The sequence below is a fragment of the Bifidobacterium callitrichos genome (assembly GCF_008698085.1).
Classification (GTDB): Bacteria; Actinomycetota; Actinomycetes; order Actinomycetales; family Bifidobacteriaceae; genus Bifidobacterium; species Bifidobacterium callitrichos.
The window spans coordinates 129168-147754 of the sequence record NZ_RZJP01000005.1 but is presented as its reverse complement, the minus strand read 5'-3'; the positions used below and the strand labels follow the sequence as shown (position 1 = coordinate 147754).

The window sequence follows — 18587 nt, the reverse complement described above, 5'->3', positions numbered from 1 at the left end:
TACTCCGATTCGCATGCTCCGCCTAGACTGGTGACCATGAGATTCATCGCCGGACTGTGGCGGCTCGCGATCGCCGCCATGTGCTTCGTCGGCACCTACGAGGCGTGGCACAAGCCTGAATATTGGACCTATTTCACCTTCCAGACCGGATTCGTGCTCGGCTTCGTGATGCTGTGGGCGGGCGCCGCCACGATCCTCAAGGGCATCGAGCCGCCCGCATGGCTCAAGGGCTGCGTGACGCTCTACGCGATCGTCACCGCTCTCGTCGCGTTCCTGCTCATGCCGCCCGATGACCCGGCGTACGTGCCGGCCGTGCTCGGCCTCATGACGAACACGTGGCTGCATCGGGTCGCCCCGATCATGGCGGGCATCGACTTCCTGATCTTCGACCAGCATCGCCGCTTCGAATGGCACTACATGTTCACGTGGCTCGCCTATTTCCCGCTCTATCTGGCGTTCGTGCTCGTGCGCGCGGCGCTGCTCCCCACCTCCGGCCCGGCAGCCGGCGGCAACCCGTACCCGTACCAGTTCATCGACCTGAAGGCCCTCGGATGGGCGCAGTTCGGCATCAACTGCGGCAAACTCGCGCTGGGGTTCCTCGCCCTGAGCCTGATCCTGTTCGTCATCGACCGGATCCTGCCGCCCAAACCGCTGGTGGGGTAGGCATGCCCGAGGCCGGCGCAAGGGCGTAAGCTGGGACGCATGGTTGAAATCACAGATATGCTGGGCAACAGCTCCATCACCCGTCAGGACGGACGCAAGGTCGACGAACTGCGTCCCGTGAGGATCACCCGCCACTTCACCGATGCGCCGGAGGGCTCCGTGCTCATCGAATGCGGCAACACGCGCGTCATGTGCACCGCCACGTTCACGCCCACCGTGCCGCGCTGGCGCAAGGATTCCGGACTCGGCTGGGTCACCGCCGAATACTCGATGCTGCCGCGCGCCACGAAGGAGCGCACCCCGCGCGAATCGGTCGCCGGCAAGATCGGCGGCCGCACGCACGAGATCAGCCGCCTGATCGGCCGGTGCCTGAGGGGCGTCATCGACATGCAGGCCCTCGGCGAGAACCAGATCCAGCTCGACTGCGACGTGCTGCAGGCCGACGGCGGCACGCGCACCGCATCCGTCACCGGCGCGTTCGTCGCCCTCGTCGACGCGGTCAACTGGGCCGAACGCAACCACCACATCAAGTCCGCCGACAAGGTGATCAAGGACTACGTGTCCGCCGTGTCCGTGGGCGTGATCAACGGCACGCCGATGCTCGACCTGCCGTACGTCGAGGACAGCCAGGCGATGACCGACATGAACGTCGCGATGACCGGCTCCGGCAACTTCATCGAGATCCAGGGCACCGCCGAACACCGCCCGTTCAACCGAGCCGAGCTGAACACGCTGCTCGACTTGGCGCAGAAGGGCAACGAGGAGCTGCAGGCCGCGCAGCGCGCCGCGCTTGCCCTCGACTGATTTCCGACTGATTCCCCTGATCGAAAGGACCGTCCATCCCCATGAAACTCGTAGTCGCCACGCACAACGAAGGCAAGCTCGTCGAGATCCGACGCATCCTCGAGGAGGATCTCGGCGCAGACGCCGCGAAGGTGGAGCTCGTCTCCGCCGGATCGCTCCACCTGCCCGACCCGGTCGAGACCGGCGTCACCTTTGATGAGAACGCGCTCTTGAAGGCGCGCGACGTCGCCCGCCGCACCGGACTGCCGGCCATCGCCGACGACTCCGGTCTGATCGTCGACGTGATGGGCGCCGCCCCCGGCATCCTCTCCGCCCGCTGGGCCGGCGCGCACGGCCACGACAAGGCCAACAACGCGCTGCTGCTCGCCCAGATCGAGGACATCCCCGACGATAAACGCGCAGCGCGGTTCCGCTGCGCCGCCGCGCTCGTCGTCCCGGGCGACGAGGTCGACTCGACCGCCGGCGACACGCTCGCCGCGGGATCCGACGCCGCGCTCGCCGCACATCACGTCATCGTCTCCGAGACGGTCGAGACGGGGGAGATGCCCGGCCGCATCATCCGTAAGGAGCGCGGCGAACACGGCTTCGGCTACGATCCGATCTTCGTGCCGGACGACCAGCCCGGCCGCACCAGCGAGGAGCCCGAGTGCGAGGGCGAGCCGCTCACCAGCGCCGAGATGACCCCGGCCGAGAAGAACGCGATCTCCCACAGGGGCAAGGCCCTGAAGGCCCTGGTCCCCGCCATCGAGGCCCTCCTCGACTAGCGGAGCCGTGCGATCACGCCGGAATCACGCCGGAATCAGGAAGTTCACGGCGGTCATCAGCACGATCGCGATGATCGCCGTGATCGACAGCGTGAATCCGGCGAGCTTGGCGTTGCCGAGCACGCGGTCGGTGAACAGCGTCGAGAACACGGCGGTCGGCGCGAGGGAGAGCATGACCGCCGCCTTGCGCACCGAGGCGTCGAACGGCAGCAGGAACCAGCAGGCGGCCGCGAACAGCACGCCGAGCGGCAGCCTCCATCCGAGCACCTGCAGCACGTCCATCACGTCCTTGCGCGTCTTCGGCAGATCCATGAGCATGCCGACCATGAACACCGAGCAGAACGAGTTCGCGTCCGCGATCGGCTGCAGCAGCGTCGGCAGGAACGAGGGGATCGGGATCGAGAAGACCATCACCACGATCATCAGCATGTAGATGTCGAACGGCACCGACGTGAAGAAGCCCTTGAGGATCTGCTTGAGCTTCGCGCGGCGGGCGAGTCGTCTCGCGTCCGGATCGGTCGGCTTCGTGTACGGCATCGTCGGCGCGGAGCCGGCGTGCTGTTCGGCGAGCGTGCGATTCATGTCGATGTGCAGCAGCGACGTGGTCATCACATTCGATCCGGCGGTGACGACCACCGAATTGCCGATGTCGAACATCGAGGCCGTCACCAGCGCGGAGGGGCCCATGAACGCCTGGATGACGGGGAAACAGAAGTTGCCCACGTTGAAGCCGGAGCAGTTGAGCATGAGGAACGCGCGGTCGGCCACCGGGCGATGCCTCGTCGCCGCGTAGACGAGCAGCAGCGGCAGCAGTCCGAACACGATTGCGAACGCGGAGATGAGCAGCATGCTCAGGTGATGCGGGTTCGTCGCGAACGAGACGATGATCGAGGCGGGAAGGGTGAAGTCGAAGACGACGACCTGCATGACGCGGTAGTCGCGCGGGCGGAACAGTCCGGCGCGTTTGACGAGGTATGCGGCGGCGATGATGAGCAGGAACGCGATCGGTTTGAGCAGCGCGATCATGGTGACTTCTTCCGCTTGTCTTCTTGTCTTCTGTCTTGGTCTGTCTTGGTGATTCTTGTCGAGTTCCGTGTTTTCCCGATGCCGCTCGTCACGTTGCCACGGCCTCGTGAAAGCTCGTGAGAGCTCGTGAAGGACAGTGCGCGAGATGGGACTCGAACCCACACGACCGAAGTCACAGGAACCTAAATCCTGCGCGGCTACCAATTACGCCACTCGCGCGCAATGAGACAATCTATCATAAGCCCTGATTACGGGCGGGCGGACGATTCGGCGTGTGATCGTGGGGTGCGGGAAAACAAAAACCCCGGATCGGGCGATCCGGGGTGATGGAGCCACTTGTCAGAATCGAACTGACGACCTGCTCATTACGAGTGAGCCGCTCTACCGACTGAGCTAAAGTGGCGTCGTGCTTGGAAAGCATTCGCGATCCATGCACGAAAAGAAGAGTATAGGGCATCGTCGGGAAAACGCAAAATCGACGTGTCGCGCGAGTGGCGTCCGGCGTGTCGTGCGGCCGGCGGCGATGGCGGCGGTGGCGGCCGCGTGCGATCGGGCGGCACTCGGCTACGGGCGTCTGCGTTTGCCGGCTCGGATCGCTATATCGGGGCGAAGGCCTGCGATGATGCGCCGGCGGATCGCGCCCGTCGATTCCCCGTCCGTTCACTGCTACGTTGCCGATATGTTAGCGTTTATTCTTTTTGTGTTATTGTGTCCGCTTTTGTGAGTATTCTGTTCCTTGATAAGGGACATCGCGTGACCAGTCCGGCATCGTCGGGCAGGCCCCGCGCGACGTTTCGATCGATGATGAAAGGAATGGAATCCATGGCCATCAATCCTCCCATTGACGCCACCCAGACCCCGGCGTGGGTCGCCCTGCAGAAGCACTACGACGAGCTGCAGGCCGAGGGCATCAGCCTCAAGAAGTGGTTCGCCGAGGACAGCGACCGCGTCAAGAACCTGAGCTTCGACGCCGGCGATCTGCACTTCGACCTGTCCAAGAACCTCATCAAGCCGGAGACCCTCCAGCTGTTCGTCCACCTGGCCCGCGAGGTCAAGCTCGACGAGCGCATCAAGGCCATGTACACCGGCGTGCACATCAACAACACCGAGGACCGTGCTGTGCTGCACACCGCGCTGCGCCGCCCGGTCGAGGACGAGGGCAAGTACATCGTCGACGGTCAGGACACCGTCAAGGATGTGCGTGAGGTCCTCGACAAGATCTACGCCTTCGCCGACGAGGTCCGCTCCGGCAAGTGGACCGGCGTGACCGGCCGCAAGATCGAGACCGTCGTCAACATCGGCATCGGCGGCTCCGACCTAGGCCCCGTCATGGCGTACGAAGCCCTCAAGCCGTACGCGGACGCCGGCATCTCCGCCCGCTACATCTCCAACATCGACCCGAACGACCTGGCCGAGAAGACCAAGGGTCTGGATCCGGAGACCACGCTGTTCATCATCGTCTCCAAGACCTTCACCACCCTGGAGACCCTGACCAACGCCCGCGAGGCCCGCACCTGGCTGCTCGAGGAGCTGGCCGCCAACGGCGCCATCGACTCCAACGACGACGCCCAGAAGGCCGAGGCCATCAAGAAGCACTTCGTCGCCGTCTCCACCAACCTGGAGAAGGTCGCCGAGTTCGGCATCGACCCGAACAACGCGTTCGGCTTCTGGAACTGGGTCGGCGGCCGCTACTCCGTCGACTCCGCCGTCGGCACCTCCCTGGCCGTCGTCTTCGGACCGGCCCGCTTCGAGGAGTTCCTGCACGGCTTCCACGAGATCGACGAGTACTTCGCCAACACCCCGTTCGAGAAGAACGTCGTCGTGCTGCTCGGCATGCTCAACGTCTGGTACCGCAACTTCTTCAAGGCCGCCTCGCACGCGGTCCTGCCGTACGACCAGTACCTGCATCGCTTCCCGGCGTACCTGCAGCAGCTGACCATGGAGTCCAACGGCAAGTCCGTGCGTTGGGACGGCACCCCGGTCACCACCGAGACCGGCGAGATCTTCTGGGGCGAGCCGGGCACCAACGGCCAGCACGCCTTCTACCAGCTGATCCACCAGGGCACCCAGCTCATCCCGGCCGACTTCATCGCGTTCGTCAACACCCCGAACCCGACCAAGGACGGCGACCAGGACGTGCACGAGCTGTTCCTCGGCAACTACTTCGCGCAGACCAAGGCCCTTGCGTTCGGCAAGACCGCCGAAGAGGTCCGCGCCGAGGGCACCCCGGAGGAGATCGTCCCGGCCCGCGTGTTCACCGGCAACCGTCCGACCACCTCGATCTTCGGCGTGGCCCTGACCCCGTTCGCGCTCGGCGAGCTCATCGCCCTGTACGAGCACATCACCTTCGTCGAGGGCACCGTCTGGGGCCTCGACTCCTACGATCAGTGGGGCGTCGAGCTCGGCAAGCAGCTGGCCAAGCAGATCACCCCGGCCATCTCCAAGGATGACGAGGCCCTGGCCGCCCAGGACGCCTCCACCCAGAGCCTGATCAAGTTCTACCGCGAGAACCGCGAGTTCTGATCCCGATCCTTAACGATCGGTCGGTTGACTGACTGACGAGCGCCCGGCACCACATCGCATGGTGTCGGGCGCTCGTTCATCGTTCAGGCCGTATCGGGCTGTACGATGGATGGTGGAAAGGCAAGGAGGCAATCAATCATGGCAATGACGCTCGAACACCAAACCGACTATCCGATGGCCGCGAAGGTCTACTTCACCCGCGACATCAGTCCCGCCGGGCTGATCCGCGTCTACGAGGCGCTCGGCGCGCGCCCGCACGGCAAGGTCGCGGTCAAACTGAGCTCCGGGGAGGGTGGCAACACGCACTATCTGCAGCCATCCCTCATCAAGGACCTCGTCCAGCGGCTCGACGGCACGATCGTCGAATGCAACACCGCCTACGCGGGCACGCGCGACACGTCCGAACACCACTGGAAGACGATCAGGGAGCACGGGTTCACCGACATCGCCCCCTGCGACATCCAGGACGAGGAGGGCGAGATCGAAATCCCGGTCGAGGGAGGACGGCGCATCACCGGCGACATCGTCGGATCGCACTTCCCGAACTACGACTACTACGCCGTGCTCTCGCACTTCAAGGGGCACGTGATGGGTGGCTTCGGCGGGGCCCTGAAGAACATCTCGATCGGCATGGCGTCCTCGCGCGGCAAGAAGCGCCTGCACTCCGGACAGGACGAGATCCTCGCCCAGCCGTTCAGCGGCGACCAGGACGCCTTCCTCGAGGCGATGGCCGAGGCCGCGACCGCCGTGTTCAACGCGCTCAAGGGCAACATGCTCTTCATCAACGTGATGAACAACCTCTCGGTCGACTGCGACTGCGACGGACATCCGAGCGCGCCGGTCATGGACGACATCGGCATCTGCGCCTCGCTCGACCCGGTGGCCGTCGACCAGGCGTGCGTCGACATGGTCTACGTGTCCGACGATAACAAGGAACCGCTCATCGAGCGCATCGAATCCCGCCACGGCATCCACATCATCGAGCATGCCGTGGAGATGGGTCTGGGCTCGCGCGACTACCGGCTCATCGACCTCGACGCGCGCTGAGCCGCAAAGCCGTCGCACCATCGCCATCCGGCGGCAAATCCGGTCTCCGGTCCGGGCGCAATGCCGTCCGGCCGGTGATTACTCATCAGTCGTCATAAGGAGCTTGTCATGCAATCCACTTCATCCACCTCATCCACTCGCACGGTCGCCGGTGTCGCCGTCCGTGCGCTGCCGAGCGTCAAGGTCCAGTCGCTGGCCGCCGTGCTCGCCGTCATCGCGGCCGTCGCCCTGCCGCAGATTTTCCATCTGGGCGGCGCCGCGCTCGGCCTTGGCCCGGCCCTCGGCCAGACGCTGCTGCCGATGCATCTGCCCGTGCTGTTGGTTGGTCTGCTTGCCGGCCCGTACGCCGGCGTCGCCACCGGTGCGCTCGCGCCCGTCGTGAGCTTTGCGCTCACCGGCATGCCGATGGCGCTGATGGTCCCGTTCATGGTCATCGAACTCGCCGCCTACGGTCTGGTCGCCGGGGTGTTGCGCGGGGTGAACCTGCCGTTCGCGCTGCCCTCGCCGATCGAATGGCTTGTCAAGCTGCTCGGCGCGCAGATCGCAGGCCGACTGATCGACGCGCTCGCGATCGGCGTGGCCGTCGCCCTTCTCGGTAATACGACCATGACCGTCGCGTCCGTGTGGGCCGCGGTTCTCACCGGTCTGCCGGGCCTCGTGCTGCAGTGGATCGCGATCCCCGCGATCATGACCACCGTGGATCGCGGACGCAGGCGCTGATATGCCGACTGATGTGGAACGCGCGAAGGGCGTGTTGCTGGCCGACCCCGCGGTCGGGTGTGTGGCCTGCCGTGGCGACGGGAGTGGCGATGCGCATGACGACGGGCGCGGCGACCGCCATGGAGAATCCGACGAGATCCTCACCGGATTCGGCCGTGGTGTGCGCCCGCTGCTGCAATGGCTGGCGGAAGGGCGCAGCCTCGTCGGCTATTCGGCCGCCGACCGCGTGGTCGGCAAGGGCGCGGCCCTGCTGTACGCACGTCTCGGCGTCGTCGCCGTGTACGCCGAGACGATGAGCGAGGCCGGACTGGCGACATTGCGCACGCAGGGCATCGCCGCCTCCTACGGCACCCTCGTGCCGGTGATCCTCAACCGCACGCGCACCGGCATCTGCCCGATCGAGCGGTCGGTGGCCTCGATCAGCGATCCGCTCGCCGCAGAACCGGCCATCCGTGCCGCAGTCGCCCGCCTGATGGCGGCGCGATGACTACTCCACGCGGGCTGCGAGGAGCGGGCTGCGAGGAGTCATCACGCCGGTCACACCACCTGGAACAGCAGGCACTTGAGATAGTCGGTCTCGGGAATGCCCCAGACGATCGGATGATCCGGCGCCTGCTGACGCTCCTCGATCTGACGAAGACGCACGCCCGCATCGCGCGCCGCCTCGGTGAGCATGCGCTTGAAATGCTCATGATCCATGAAATGCGAGCACGAGCAGGTCGCCAGATAGCCGCCGCGAGGCAGGATGCGCATCGCCCTGTAGTTGATCTCCCGATAGCCTCGCGCGGCCGAGCCGATCGTGCTGCGGCTCTTGGTGAACGCCGGCGGATCGAGGATGATGAAATCGAATCGCTCGGGATTGTGCGTGCGCTCCAGCTCGGGCAGCAGATCGAAGATGTTCGCGACGGTGAAGTCCATGCGGCCGGAGACGTCCGGCCCGTTGAGACGCGCGTTCTCCCTCGCCATGTCGATGGCGGTTTCGGACACGTCGACCGCGCGCACAAACTGCGCGCCGCCGCGGGCCGCGTTGAGGGCGAAGGAGCCGGTGTGCGTGCAGCAGTCGAGCACACGCCGGCCCCGGGCAAGTCGCGCCACGGCTCGGCGGTTGTACTTCTGATCGAGGAAGAACCCCGTCTTCTGGCCGTTCGCGAAGTCGACGTGATACCTGACGCCGTTTTCGGTGATGTCGGTAACGGTCGGGGCGAAATCGGATGTGTCCGATGCCGACCACCAGCCGGTCGTCTGCTCCAGTCCCTCCAACGCGCGCGTGGACACGTCGTTGCGCTCGTAAATGCCGCGCAACAACACCCCGTCCTCGGTGAAGACCCTGAGCAGCGCGGGGAAGATCACCGGCTTGAGGCGCTCCATGCCGGCTGACAGGGTCTGGGTGACGAGCACGTCGTTGAACCGGTCGACGATCAGCCCGGGGAATTCGTCGGCCTCGGAGAAGATCACACGGCATGCCGTGATGTCGTCGTCGCCCATCACGGTTTTGCGATACTCCCACGCCCAGCGGATCTTGCGCTCCCAGAACGCCGGCGAGAAGTCGTCGTTGGCGTTGCGGGTCACCAGACGCACGCGGATGCGGCTGTGACGCGACAGCAGGCCGGTGCCTAGATAGGTTCCCTTGAGGTTTACGACGTCGACGATCGAGCCGTCCGGCAGGGCGTCGAGCGGGATGATCTCATCCTCGGTCCGGGGCGCGTTGAGCAGCTCCTTGCGGCGACGGCGCTCGCGGAAGTCGTTGCGTTTCGGGCGGGTGGTGCCGGAATCGCCTTCGGTCTCGGCGGTTCCGCTGGTGTTGCCGCTGGCGTTCGCGTTGAGCGCTTCCCGCGCGCCGGGTTTGAGCGATCCATTGTTGTCCCAAGCCTCACCTGACGGTAGCGCGAACCGCCTGATCTCACCCTCGTATACCCATGGATGCCCGCTTTCGAGCGCGCGTGCGCCCTTCTCGGTGATCACGGCTCGTGGGTATGCTCTGTTCGTTTTCATGGCGCTGCCGTCCTGTCCTGTTGTTGCTTGTCTTCGTTTTGGTTGAAGCTCGTGTCGCGCCCGTGGGGGAATCGCGGATGATTCAGTGCGTCAGCACGGGGATTCTGGTGTTCGGCGAGAGCGGGCCGGTCGGGAGGAATCCGGATGCGGGGATCCGCATCAGGTCTCGGTCGCGGGCGTTCATCGGATAGTCGGCGTACGCGCAGATGCGATGCTGCCCGTAGCCGACCCGGTAATGGGTGTCGTCGGCCGAGGCCTCCACGCTCGGATCGCCGTAGCCGAACCACATCTCCAGGAACGTGCGTTCGCGTATCGACGGCACGTCGAATTCGAGTTCGGGCGACGCCTCGGGATGCTGCTCCAGCTGGTCGCTCGCCCGATCCATCTGTTCGCGGATGGACCGCCAGTCCATCTCGTTCCATTCGAGACGGTTGTATTCCTCGTGCCTGCTCGGCCAGAAATCGTCATCGAACGCACCGGCGTACGGTTCGCTGACCTGCGGGAATTCCAGCTGTCCCAGCGCGACGGCCCTCCATACCGCCTTCCGTCCGATCTCGTTGTTGGCCGTCAAGGAAAACGTGCCCATGATTACCCTCCACCACCCTGATTGCTGTTTCGTGGGGTCGCGGGCACTCAGTTATGCGCCGCGCCACGCCGTCCTGCGACGGTGAAGACATAGTGATTGTGTGTTTGTGTTTGTTTGGTATGTGAATTCGATAAGTCCAATATATGGACTATTGAAATCGTCATCCGATACTAGAGGAGGCGTGTGCGGCTGGTTGCCGCCGTCCGGCTCGTGGAAGGGGATGGTCCGACTCGTGACAGGGTGATGTCCGGCTCGTGGAATCAGAGAAGGGCGTGGTCGGCCAGCCAGCATCGTGTCTCATCCGCGCAGGTGAAACGGAGCGCCTGCAATCCCGCGGCCGTGGCGCCGTCCACGTTGTACGGCGAATCGTCCACGAACAGCGTGGACGTGCGCTGAACGCCGAACCGTGCGAGTGCGAGATCGAAGAACTCCCTGTCCGGCTTGGCGGCGCCGTCGCCGTCGCGCCCGGAGACGACGACGTCGTCCAGCATGCCGATGAGCCGCGGGAGGCGGCTGGCCATGATCGGCCAGGTGTCGCGCCCCCAGTTGGTCAGCCCCCATACGCGCACGCCCTGTCGCCTCAGATCGGCGACCAGCTGCGGCATGCCGGGCATGGGGCCGGTCAGCGTGCGCTCGACGTGGTCTGCGTAGGCGCGCATCATCGCGGCGAGATGGGGGCCGTACTCGTTCTCGTAGTCGGGCAGCAGGTCGACGTAGTCCGTGCCCCTGTCATGCAGGTCGTCGAAGTACATGAACCCGCAATGATCGTCATCGGCGAACATGTCGTCGATCTCGTCCGCCGGGAAAAGCCCCTCCAGCGCGAGCCTCGGCCGCCAGTCGACCAGCACCCCGCACAAGTCGAAGATCACGTTGTCGACCATCGTCGATCGCCTTCCTTTCCGGCCCCCTTCCTTTTCCGGGCCGATGACCGATGGCCGATGGTAGGGGATCGGTGCCAGGCGTGGATGCGCGCGTCCGGCTCCCGGGCGATCGCCGTCCGGCTCGTGGAATGGCTTGGGGCGATTCGTCGGATCGCGGGGCCGCCTCCGGGGTTCGTCGCCTGTCCTGCCCGAGGGATAATCTTGACGATTGCTGTGTCGTGAGACGGGTCACCGCATAAACCCGTTTCGCCCAGGAAGTCCAGCCGGGCCGCCGCAAGGCGCGTCTCCCGGCGGATTGACACCCCTTCGTCGGCGAACCGGCGGGGGAACGAATCGGCGTGCGTGGAGTCGCATCGGGCGGGGTGCCCGGGGAACGGCCATGAAGCGCATGCCCCAACCGGTGGCCGATATGCGGCGGCACCTAAGGAAACACCATGGTTAACGCCATTGACGCTTTTGACGCCAAGCACATGAAGCCGGCCGAGGAGATCCCGACCTTCCGTCCGGGCGACACCGTCGACGTGAACGTCAAGATCAAGGAAGGCAACAACTCCCGTATCCAGACCTTCACCGGCGTGGTCATCGCCCGTAAGGGTTCCGGCGTGCGCGAGACCTTCGTCGTCCGCAAGATCAGCTTCGGCACCGGTGTTGAGCGCCGCTTCCCGCTGCACTCCCCGTCCATCGACTCCATCAAGGTCGTGCGTCTGGGTCGCGTCCGCCGCGCCAAGCTCTACTACCTGCGCGCCCTGCGCGGCAAGGCCGCTCGTATCGTCGAGCGTCGCGCCAAGTGATATCACTCACGTGAAAATCGGCCTGGAAACCTTCCGGTTTCCGGGCCGTTTCCATACCCACGCACTATGATTGGCCCGAGCGCATGGGCGACATGCACATGGGCATGCGGGCAGTACATGGACGAGCAGGAAGGGAACCATGGCATCCAACGAATCCGACGAACGCGACCAGTACACGTTCGACGTGGCCAATCATGGCGTCGATCCGTCCGACATGCCCGTCACCGCCGAAGTCGTCGGCGTCAGCGAACAGCCGGTCGACCCGGCCGTAGGCGCCGGCGGAAACGGCGGCCGAGGCGGTGGCAGACGCAGGGAGGAGCGCGACGACAACTTCTCCTGGCGCGACACGCTCATCTGGTGCGGCATCCCGATCCTCGTCGTCATCCTCATCCGCGTCCTGCTCGTCGGCTTCTACGAGATTCCCTCGCGTTCGATGGAAAGCACCATCGAACCCGGCGATCGCGTCGTCACATCCAAACTCTCGCCCAGGCCCTTCGGGCTCAAACGCGGCGACGTCGTCGTCTTCCATGACCCCGCCAACTGGCTCGCGGGCGAACAGTCCGGTAATCCGCTGGCGGGCGACTACCTCATCAAACGCGTCATCGGACTGCCCGGCGACACCGTCGAATGCGAAGGTGCCGGCCAGCCGATCAAGGTCAACGGCGTCGCCGTCAACGAAACCGCCTACCTCAAGGCCGGAGTCGACCCCAGCGCCTTCCCGTTCAGCGTGACGGTCAGCGCGAACCACATCTTCGTCATGGGCGACAATCGCGCCAACTCCGCCGACTCCCGCTACCATCAGGACGACGGCGACAAGGGTCTCGTGCCGATGAGCGACGTCGTCGGCGTCGGCATCGCCCGATACTGGCCGCTCAGCCGCATCAGCGGACTCGACGCCCACCACGAGGTCTTCTCCAACGTGCCCGACGCCGGTTCGGCCGGTGACGCCGCATGATCACCCCCACGCTCGATCTCGAACGCGACCTCGCCGCACAGGGCTACGACCTGATCTGCGGCTTCGACGAGGTCGGCCGCGGCGCGCTCGCCGGACCGGTCATGGTAGGCTGCGCCGCGATCCGGTCGCGCGATCTCGACAGCGGGGTCATCGACGTTCCCGCGGGCGTCGCCGATTCAAAGCTCCTGACCGAGCATCGTCGCGAGGCCATCTACGACGAGCTTACCGACTGGGCCGCCGCATACGCCGTCGGCTCGGCCTCCAACACCGAAATCGACGACTGGGGCATCTCATACGCGCTGGGCGTCGCCGCCCTGCGCGCGCTGGCCGACGTCGAACGCAAGCTGGGACTCGCCAGCCCCATCCGCGTCGGCGCGATCCTCGATGGGCCGAGCGACTACATCACCAAGGCGCTCAACACCTTCGACGCGCCGGACGTCCCCATCCCCGCGCAGGTGACGACCAAGGTCAAGGGCGATCGCCACTGCGCCGTCGTGGCCACGGCCGCCGTGATCGCCAAGGTCACCCGAGACCATCTCATGGTCGAACTCGCCGAATCCGACCCCAAGTACGAACTTTACGAGTGGCAGCACAACAAGGGATACGGCACCCAGGCCCACCGCGACGCCATCGCCCAACACGGCCCCAGCGACCAGCATCGTCTCTCCTGGAAGCTCACGTAGGGTGGTTGGTCGGGGGATCGGCGTTCACCGTTCGGGACACGCTCAAGGCCGCTCGGCCAAGCCTACGGTCTCGAACGGCGAACGCCGATTCCCCTCCAGTGCAATACGTGAGTTAGTGTCCTGTGTTGTAGATTCGTTGTTGGATTGACTGTCTCTCAGACTCGTTTCAGACCTGCTTCGCAGGCCGGCGCGTCCTGCGATTACGGCACGCGCTGCGCGCGTCATGCTGGTTTGCCTGTCGGCTCGTACGCTGCCTGCACATTGCCTGCAAATAGCTTCGCCGTTTGCCTCGCGGCAACGTTCTGGCCAACGGCAACGTCCTGACAAAGGGAGTCGGAAACGAGGCCAACGAATTTCTGAAGTGCGATGCCAGGTCTGCGTCACGCAGGTGTCCACGCAGGTGTCGCACAGACCTGCGTCAACTATCCGCTCACCAGACAAATTCGGCCCTAGCGTCCAGTCCGATCCGAGCCCATTGCACCCGACCCTGTAGTATCCGGCGCAACAACCCTCATTTCCCGCCCCATTGCGTCCGATCCCGCAGGATCTGCCGCAATAACCCACATTTCTCGTTCCGTTACGTCCTATCCCATAGGGTCCGCCGCTATGGGGCCTGCAAGGTCGGGAAAACGTCCGATCCCGTAGGCCTGATGCGGCGACCGGGGGCGGATCGGGGGATGGACGCGTGATGGGTCGTGATGTATCTGCCACTCAGCGCATGTCAATCGGTTGATGTTCGTTGAGTGGCAGAAAACCGTGCCGCTCAACGCGATTTTGGTGGTTTTTCGCGTTGAGCGGCAGACAAGACGACGGCAGAAGCGACTCCTGCGATACCGGTTATTGCGGAATCGTTGGAAAATAGCCGTTTTGACGTCATGTCAAAAAGGTGGCGAGGCGGCAATGACGCATCGTCGTGCCGCTCAACGCCAAAAACACTGAAAATTGCGTTGAGCGGCACAGCAGGGGTACGGCCGAGCGGCCTTGAGCGTGTCACGACCAGCGGATTCCGCCTCACCGCGGCCCACGACGGAACTTGGCGAAACGAACGAAACCGAACATATTCCGAGTATCCTGTGAGCGCTCACTGTGTCGTCTACGCGTTCGCGATAAGCTGGAGCCCTAAGGCCGTCGGTGCCGTCGGTGCCGTAATGTGCCGTCAGTGCAATGCCGCGCGGAAGGAGAAGAGGTATGGGTTCCAGCCGCAGTTCGAACAAACGTCCCTCGATGTTCGAGGTCGCCAAGCTCGCAGGCGTCAGTCACCAGACGGTGTCACGCGTCATCAACAACTCCCCGGACGTCTCCGATACGACCCGCGCCCGAGTCAAGGCCGCGATCCGCGAGCTCGGCTATCGTCCGTCGAACTCCGCGCGCGCCCTCGCCTCCAGACGGTCGCGCACGATCGGCCTGATCGCCGGCGGCCTCAAGTTCTACGGCCCGATCTCCGCGATCTCGTCGATCGAGTCGATCGCCCGCAGCCACGGCCTGTTCATGAGCGTGATGATGGTGCACGAGGCGCTGTGTACGCAGCAGGAGTTCGACAATCTCGTCGACACGTTCAACGAGCAGAACGTCGACGCGTTTATCTTCCTGACGCCGACCGACGTGATGCTCGACGTCGCCTGCCGCGCGCGCGTCAGCCAGCCGCGCGTCATCGTCACGTCGACACACGGCGGGATGAGCATGCGCGAGGCGCGTTCACTGATCCCCGATGACGGGCTGAAGCGCACGTCGTTCGTCGGCATCGACCAGTGGGGTGCGATGAAGGACGTGATGCGTCTGGTCAAGTCGGCCGGGCATCGCCGCGTCCTGTATCTGGCGGGCCCGTCCGAATGGCGTGACGCCGCGACGCGACTGACCGCGTGGGAGACGCTGTCGGCCGAGGAGTCGATCCAGACGCAGGTGATGCGCTGCAGCACGTGGGAGTCGAGCGAGGCGTACGCGAAGATGAATCGTCTGATCGATACGGCCGGCGTGACCGGCGCGAAGCTGCCGACGGCGGTCGTCGCGGCGAACGACAGTCAGGCGGTGGGCGTGGCGCGCGCGCTGCACGAGCACAGTCTGCGCATCCCGCAGGATGTGAGCCTCGTCGGATTCGACGACATGACCGCGATGGACAACATGTATCCGCCGCTGACCACCGTGCGCCCCGATTTCGAGGGGCTCGGCACGGCCGCGATGAAGGAGGTCCTGCGTCTGCTGGGGGAGGAGCCGTCGCCCCAGCTGCCCAACTCGCAGCATGGAGTCGGGCTGGTGCCGGCCAAGGTGTGCGACCGCATCTCGCTCGGCCCCGTCCCGCCCCGCGTGATGTGAGCGGCGTTCGTAAACGGCGCTATAAGGCCGAATTGGGGTCTGTTATCAAACCGTTATCGGACAAGACACGACGAGGTTGAGTTCCATCGGTCCAGTCTGTACAATGGAGCACGGAAATTGTGAGCGTTAACAGCCTGCCCGATGAGGGGCTGGAACAACGCCCGCAGGACGACGATCGGGCGGTGATGGCCGGCCGGTCAGTGAGGAGTCACAACACAATGGCAGCAACGAACGATTCGGAGCAGGTCGCCGCGATCGCCGAGAAGATCCGCGCCGGCAAGACCTCGCTGGGCATCGAATTCGGTTCCACCCGCATCAAGGCCGTCCTCATCGACGACACCTACAAGACCATCGCCTCCGGCGACTACGGCTGGGCCTCCCATCTGGAGGACGGCCTGTGGAGCTACTCCAAGGAGGAGATCTGGAAGGGCCTGCAGTCCGCATACGCGTCCATGGCCAACGACGTCGAGACCGCGTACGGCGAGAAGCTCACCCATGTCGGCCACATCGGCTTCTCCGCGATGATGCACGGCTACCTCGCCTTCGACGAGAACGGCGAACTGCTCGTGCCGTTCCGCACCTGGCAGAACACCAACACCTCCGAAGCGCATCAGAAGCTCTCCCAGCTCTTCCAGTACAACATCCCGGAACGCTGGTCCATCGCCCACCTCTACCAGGCGGTCCTCAACAAGGAGGAGCACGTCTCCAAGGTCGCGTACTTCACCACGCTTGCCGGCTACGTCCACTGGAAGCTCACCGGCCGCAAGGTGCTCGGCGTCGGCGACGCCTCCGGCATGTTCCCGATCGACCCGACCACCCACACCTACGAAACCGAGTTCGTCAAGCAGTTCGACGCCCTGCCCGAGGTCGCGGCCCAGCCGTGGAAGCTCGAGGACCTGCTGCCTGAGCCGCTCGTCGCCGGCACCCCGGCCGGCGAGCTGACCGCCGAAGGCGCCAAGCTCCTCGACCCGTCCGGCGTACTGCAGCCCGGCATCGTGCTCGCCCCGCCGGAGGGCGACGCCGGCACCGGCATGGTCGCCACCAACTCCGTGCGCGTGCGCACCGGCAACGTCTCCGCCGGCACCTCGATCTTCGCGATGGTCGTCCTCGAGCACAAGCTCAAGGCCCTGCACCCCGAAGTCGACCTCGTCACCACCCCGGCCGGCGATCTCGCGGGCATGAGCCACGCCAACAACTTCACCTCCGACCTCAACGCCTGGGTCGGCCTGTTCGGCCAGTTCGCCGCGGCCCTCGGCCAGCCGGTCGACGCCGGCACGCTCTACGGCACGCTGTTCCGCGCCGCCATCGCCGACGACGTCGACGCCAACTGCGGCGGCCTGATCAACTACCCGTTCCGCTCCGGCGAGTTCCTGGCCGGCCTGCCCGAAGGCCGTCCGCTGTTCGCCCGCAGCCCCGAGGCCAATATGACCCTCGGCAACTTCATGCGCGCCCAGCTGTTCTCCGCGTTCTCCCCGGTGAAGATCGGCATGGACGTCATGACCAAGCAGGAGCACGTCCAGATCGACTCCCTCGTCGGCCACGGCGGCATCTTCACCACTCCGAAGGTCGCGCAGAAGATCCTCGCCGCCGCGTTCAACACCCCGATCAAGGTCATGTCCACCGCGGCCGAAGGCGGCGCATGGGGCATGGCAGTGCTCGCCGACTACCTGTGGAACACCAACGAGGACCACACCAACCTCGCCGACTACCTCGACGGCCGCGTGTTCAAGGACGCGCGGTCCACCACCGAGGAGCCCGACGCCCGTGACGTCGTCGGCTTCGAGGACTTCTTCGCCCGCTTCTCGAAGGGCCTGCCCATCGAGCACACCGCGATCGAGTCCATCGATCTCGAAGACAAGTAAGCAACGTATTTAGATTTAGATCAATCGTCAATCCATCACAGTGGAAAGGAAAACCAACAATGGCTACTTTGGCTGATTATGGTCCGGAGGTGCGTGCCGAGGTCAAGCAGGTGCGTGAGGTGGTCTCGAATCTGCACCAGCAGCTGATCAAGTGGAATCTGGTCGTGTGGACGGCGGGCAATGTGTCGCAGCGTCTGCATACGGCGGATCTGATGGTGATCAAGCCGTCCGGCGTGCGTTATGAGAACCTGACGCCGAACTCGATGGTCGTCACCGATCTCGAGGGCAACGTGGTCGACGGCTCCGAGGCGCCCTCCTCGGATACGGCGTCGCATGCGTACATCTATCGCAACATGCCGGGCGTGTATGGTGTGGTGCACACGCACTCCACCTATGCGACGGCGTGGGCTGCGACGGGTCAGAACATTCCGTGTGGTCTGACGATGATGGGTGACGAGTTCGGCGGCCCGGTGCCGGTGGGTCCGTTCCGTCTGATCGGTTCGGAGGCGATCGGCAAGGGCGTGGTGGAGACGCTGGCGAAGTATCCGAAGTCTCCGGCTGTGTTGATGCAGAACCATGGTCCGTTCACGATCGGCAAGGATGCTGAGGCTGCGGTGAAGGCGGCGGCGATGACCGAGGAGGTGGCGCACACGATGTGGGCGGCGCGTCAGCTCGGTGAGATCATCGAGATCGATCAGGCGGACATCGATAAGCTCAACGATCGTTACCAGAACGTCTACGGTCAGCACTGACCTGGCGGAGTGTCCGCGGCGTTGCTCCTCGGTCGACGTGCCTTCGCACGCCTTCCCTCGGTGCGTCTTGCGGACACACGCGCCAGGCCACCGCTGACTACGTCAGCACTGACCTTTCCTCCGACCCTCTCTGAGAGGGGCTCTCGCGGAAGCGGGTGGGGGAGAGGCTCACCGACCAACAAACTCAACAAACAACAAAAGACTTTTGGCTCGGCCGCCACGCCGGGC

At 64.8% G+C, this 18587-nt stretch carries 17 protein-coding genes and 2 tRNA genes; 13 read left to right on the top strand and 6 right to left on the bottom strand.

Annotated elements, in window-relative coordinates; translation table 11 throughout:
- Positions 1-36 precede the first annotated feature (36 nt).
- From EMB92_RS11120 to EMB92_RS11110, 3 genes are read left to right on the top strand one after another with little or no spacing between them, the layout of a single operon-like run.
- Positions 37-663 carry a Pr6Pr family membrane protein gene (locus EMB92_RS11120; protein WP_043166939.1) on the top strand — a complete coding sequence of 209 codons (627 nt, stop codon included), beginning with the start codon at positions 37-39 and terminating at the stop codon, positions 661-663.
- Between the two features lie 39 nt (positions 664-702).
- Complete coding sequence (gene rph, locus EMB92_RS11115) at positions 703-1467, top strand: ribonuclease PH (protein ID WP_043166941.1); 765 nt, start codon at positions 703-705, stop codon at positions 1465-1467.
- A 41-nt stretch (positions 1468-1508) separates the two neighbouring features.
- The gene (locus EMB92_RS11110; protein ID WP_150394923.1) at positions 1509-2231 is read left to right on the top strand and encodes a non-canonical purine NTP pyrophosphatase; all 723 of its coding nucleotides are present in this window, start codon (positions 1509-1511) and stop codon (positions 2229-2231) included.
- A gap of 24 nt (positions 2232-2255) precedes the next feature.
- Here EMB92_RS11110 and EMB92_RS11105 read toward each other — a convergent pair whose 3' ends face one another.
- From EMB92_RS11105 to EMB92_RS11095, 3 genes are all read right to left on the bottom strand, one after another.
- On the bottom strand, positions 2256-3257 hold the full coding sequence (locus EMB92_RS11105) for an AEC family transporter (protein WP_150394922.1): 1002 nt from the start codon (positions 3255-3257) through the stop codon (positions 2256-2258).
- Between the two features lie 137 nt (positions 3258-3394).
- Positions 3395-3476, bottom strand: a tRNA-Leu gene (locus tag EMB92_RS11100).
- Positions 3477-3584: 108 nt separating this feature from the next.
- A tRNA-Thr gene (locus EMB92_RS11095) sits at positions 3585-3660 on the bottom strand.
- 419 nt (positions 3661-4079) lie between these two features.
- On the opposite strand from EMB92_RS11095, the gene pgi reads away from it, so the two are divergent.
- The 4 genes from pgi (at position 4080) to EMB92_RS11075 (ending at position 8034) form a co-directional block, all read left to right on the top strand.
- Positions 4080-5780 (top strand): glucose-6-phosphate isomerase, encoded by a 1701-nt coding sequence (gene pgi / locus EMB92_RS11090; RefSeq protein ID WP_043166947.1) that lies wholly within the window; start codon positions 4080-4082, stop codon positions 5778-5780.
- Positions 5781-5918: 138 nt separating this feature from the next.
- Positions 5919-6827 carry a DUF362 domain-containing protein gene (locus EMB92_RS11085; protein ID WP_219895892.1) on the top strand — a complete coding sequence of 303 codons (909 nt, stop codon included), beginning with the start codon at positions 5919-5921 and terminating at the stop codon, positions 6825-6827.
- Positions 6828-6935: 108 nt separating this feature from the next.
- Positions 6936-7547, top strand: a complete 612-nt coding sequence (locus EMB92_RS11080; RefSeq protein ID WP_150394920.1) for an ECF transporter S component — start codon at positions 6936-6938, stop codon at positions 7545-7547.
- A 1-nt stretch (position 7548) separates the two neighbouring features.
- Complete coding sequence (locus EMB92_RS11075) at positions 7549-8034, top strand: DUF1893 domain-containing protein (protein ID WP_052119259.1); 486 nt, start codon at positions 7549-7551, stop codon at positions 8032-8034.
- 50 nt (positions 8035-8084) lie between these two features.
- Here the strand turns inward: EMB92_RS11075 and EMB92_RS11070 are convergent, their stop codons facing one another.
- From EMB92_RS11070 to EMB92_RS11060, 3 genes are all read right to left on the bottom strand, one after another.
- A complete protein-coding gene (locus EMB92_RS11070; protein WP_150394919.1) occupies positions 8085-9539 on the bottom strand; it encodes a class I SAM-dependent rRNA methyltransferase in 1455 nt (484 codons plus the stop codon).
- Between the two features lie 82 nt (positions 9540-9621).
- Positions 9622-10125: a hypothetical protein gene (locus EMB92_RS11065; RefSeq protein ID WP_150394918.1), complete on the bottom strand. Its 504-nt coding sequence runs from the start codon at positions 10123-10125 to the stop codon at positions 9622-9624.
- A 260-nt stretch (positions 10126-10385) separates the two neighbouring features.
- Positions 10386-11006 (bottom strand): HAD family hydrolase, encoded by a 621-nt coding sequence (locus EMB92_RS11060; RefSeq protein WP_150394917.1) that lies wholly within the window; start codon positions 11004-11006, stop codon positions 10386-10388.
- Positions 11007-11440: 434 nt separating this feature from the next.
- On the opposite strand from EMB92_RS11060, the gene rplS reads away from it, so the two are divergent.
- The 6 genes from rplS (at position 11441) to EMB92_RS11030 (ending at position 18359) form a co-directional block, all read left to right on the top strand.
- Positions 11441-11797, top strand: a complete 357-nt coding sequence (gene rplS, locus EMB92_RS11055) for a 50S ribosomal protein L19 (RefSeq protein WP_043166952.1) — start codon at positions 11441-11443, stop codon at positions 11795-11797.
- A 139-nt stretch (positions 11798-11936) separates the two neighbouring features.
- Positions 11937-12752 carry a signal peptidase I gene (lepB, locus tag EMB92_RS11050; RefSeq protein ID WP_150394916.1) on the top strand — a complete coding sequence of 272 codons (816 nt, stop codon included), beginning with the start codon at positions 11937-11939 and terminating at the stop codon, positions 12750-12752.
- Entirely contained in the window at positions 12749-13435 is a 687-nt protein-coding gene (locus EMB92_RS11045) for a ribonuclease HII (RefSeq protein WP_150394915.1), read from the top strand. Before lepB ends, EMB92_RS11045 begins: the two co-directional genes overlap by 4 nt.
- Before the next feature lie 1188 nt (positions 13436-14623).
- Entirely contained in the window at positions 14624-15745 is a 1122-nt protein-coding gene (locus EMB92_RS11040) for a LacI family DNA-binding transcriptional regulator (RefSeq protein WP_043166956.1), read from the top strand.
- Between the two features lie 218 nt (positions 15746-15963).
- Entirely contained in the window at positions 15964-17607 is a 1644-nt protein-coding gene (locus EMB92_RS11035; RefSeq protein ID WP_043166958.1) for a xylulokinase, read from the top strand.
- Between the two features lie 59 nt (positions 17608-17666).
- On the top strand, positions 17667-18359 hold the full coding sequence (locus EMB92_RS11030) for an L-ribulose-5-phosphate 4-epimerase (protein ID WP_150394914.1): 693 nt from the start codon (positions 17667-17669) through the stop codon (positions 18357-18359).
- The last annotated feature ends 228 nt before the right edge of the window (positions 18360-18587 follow it).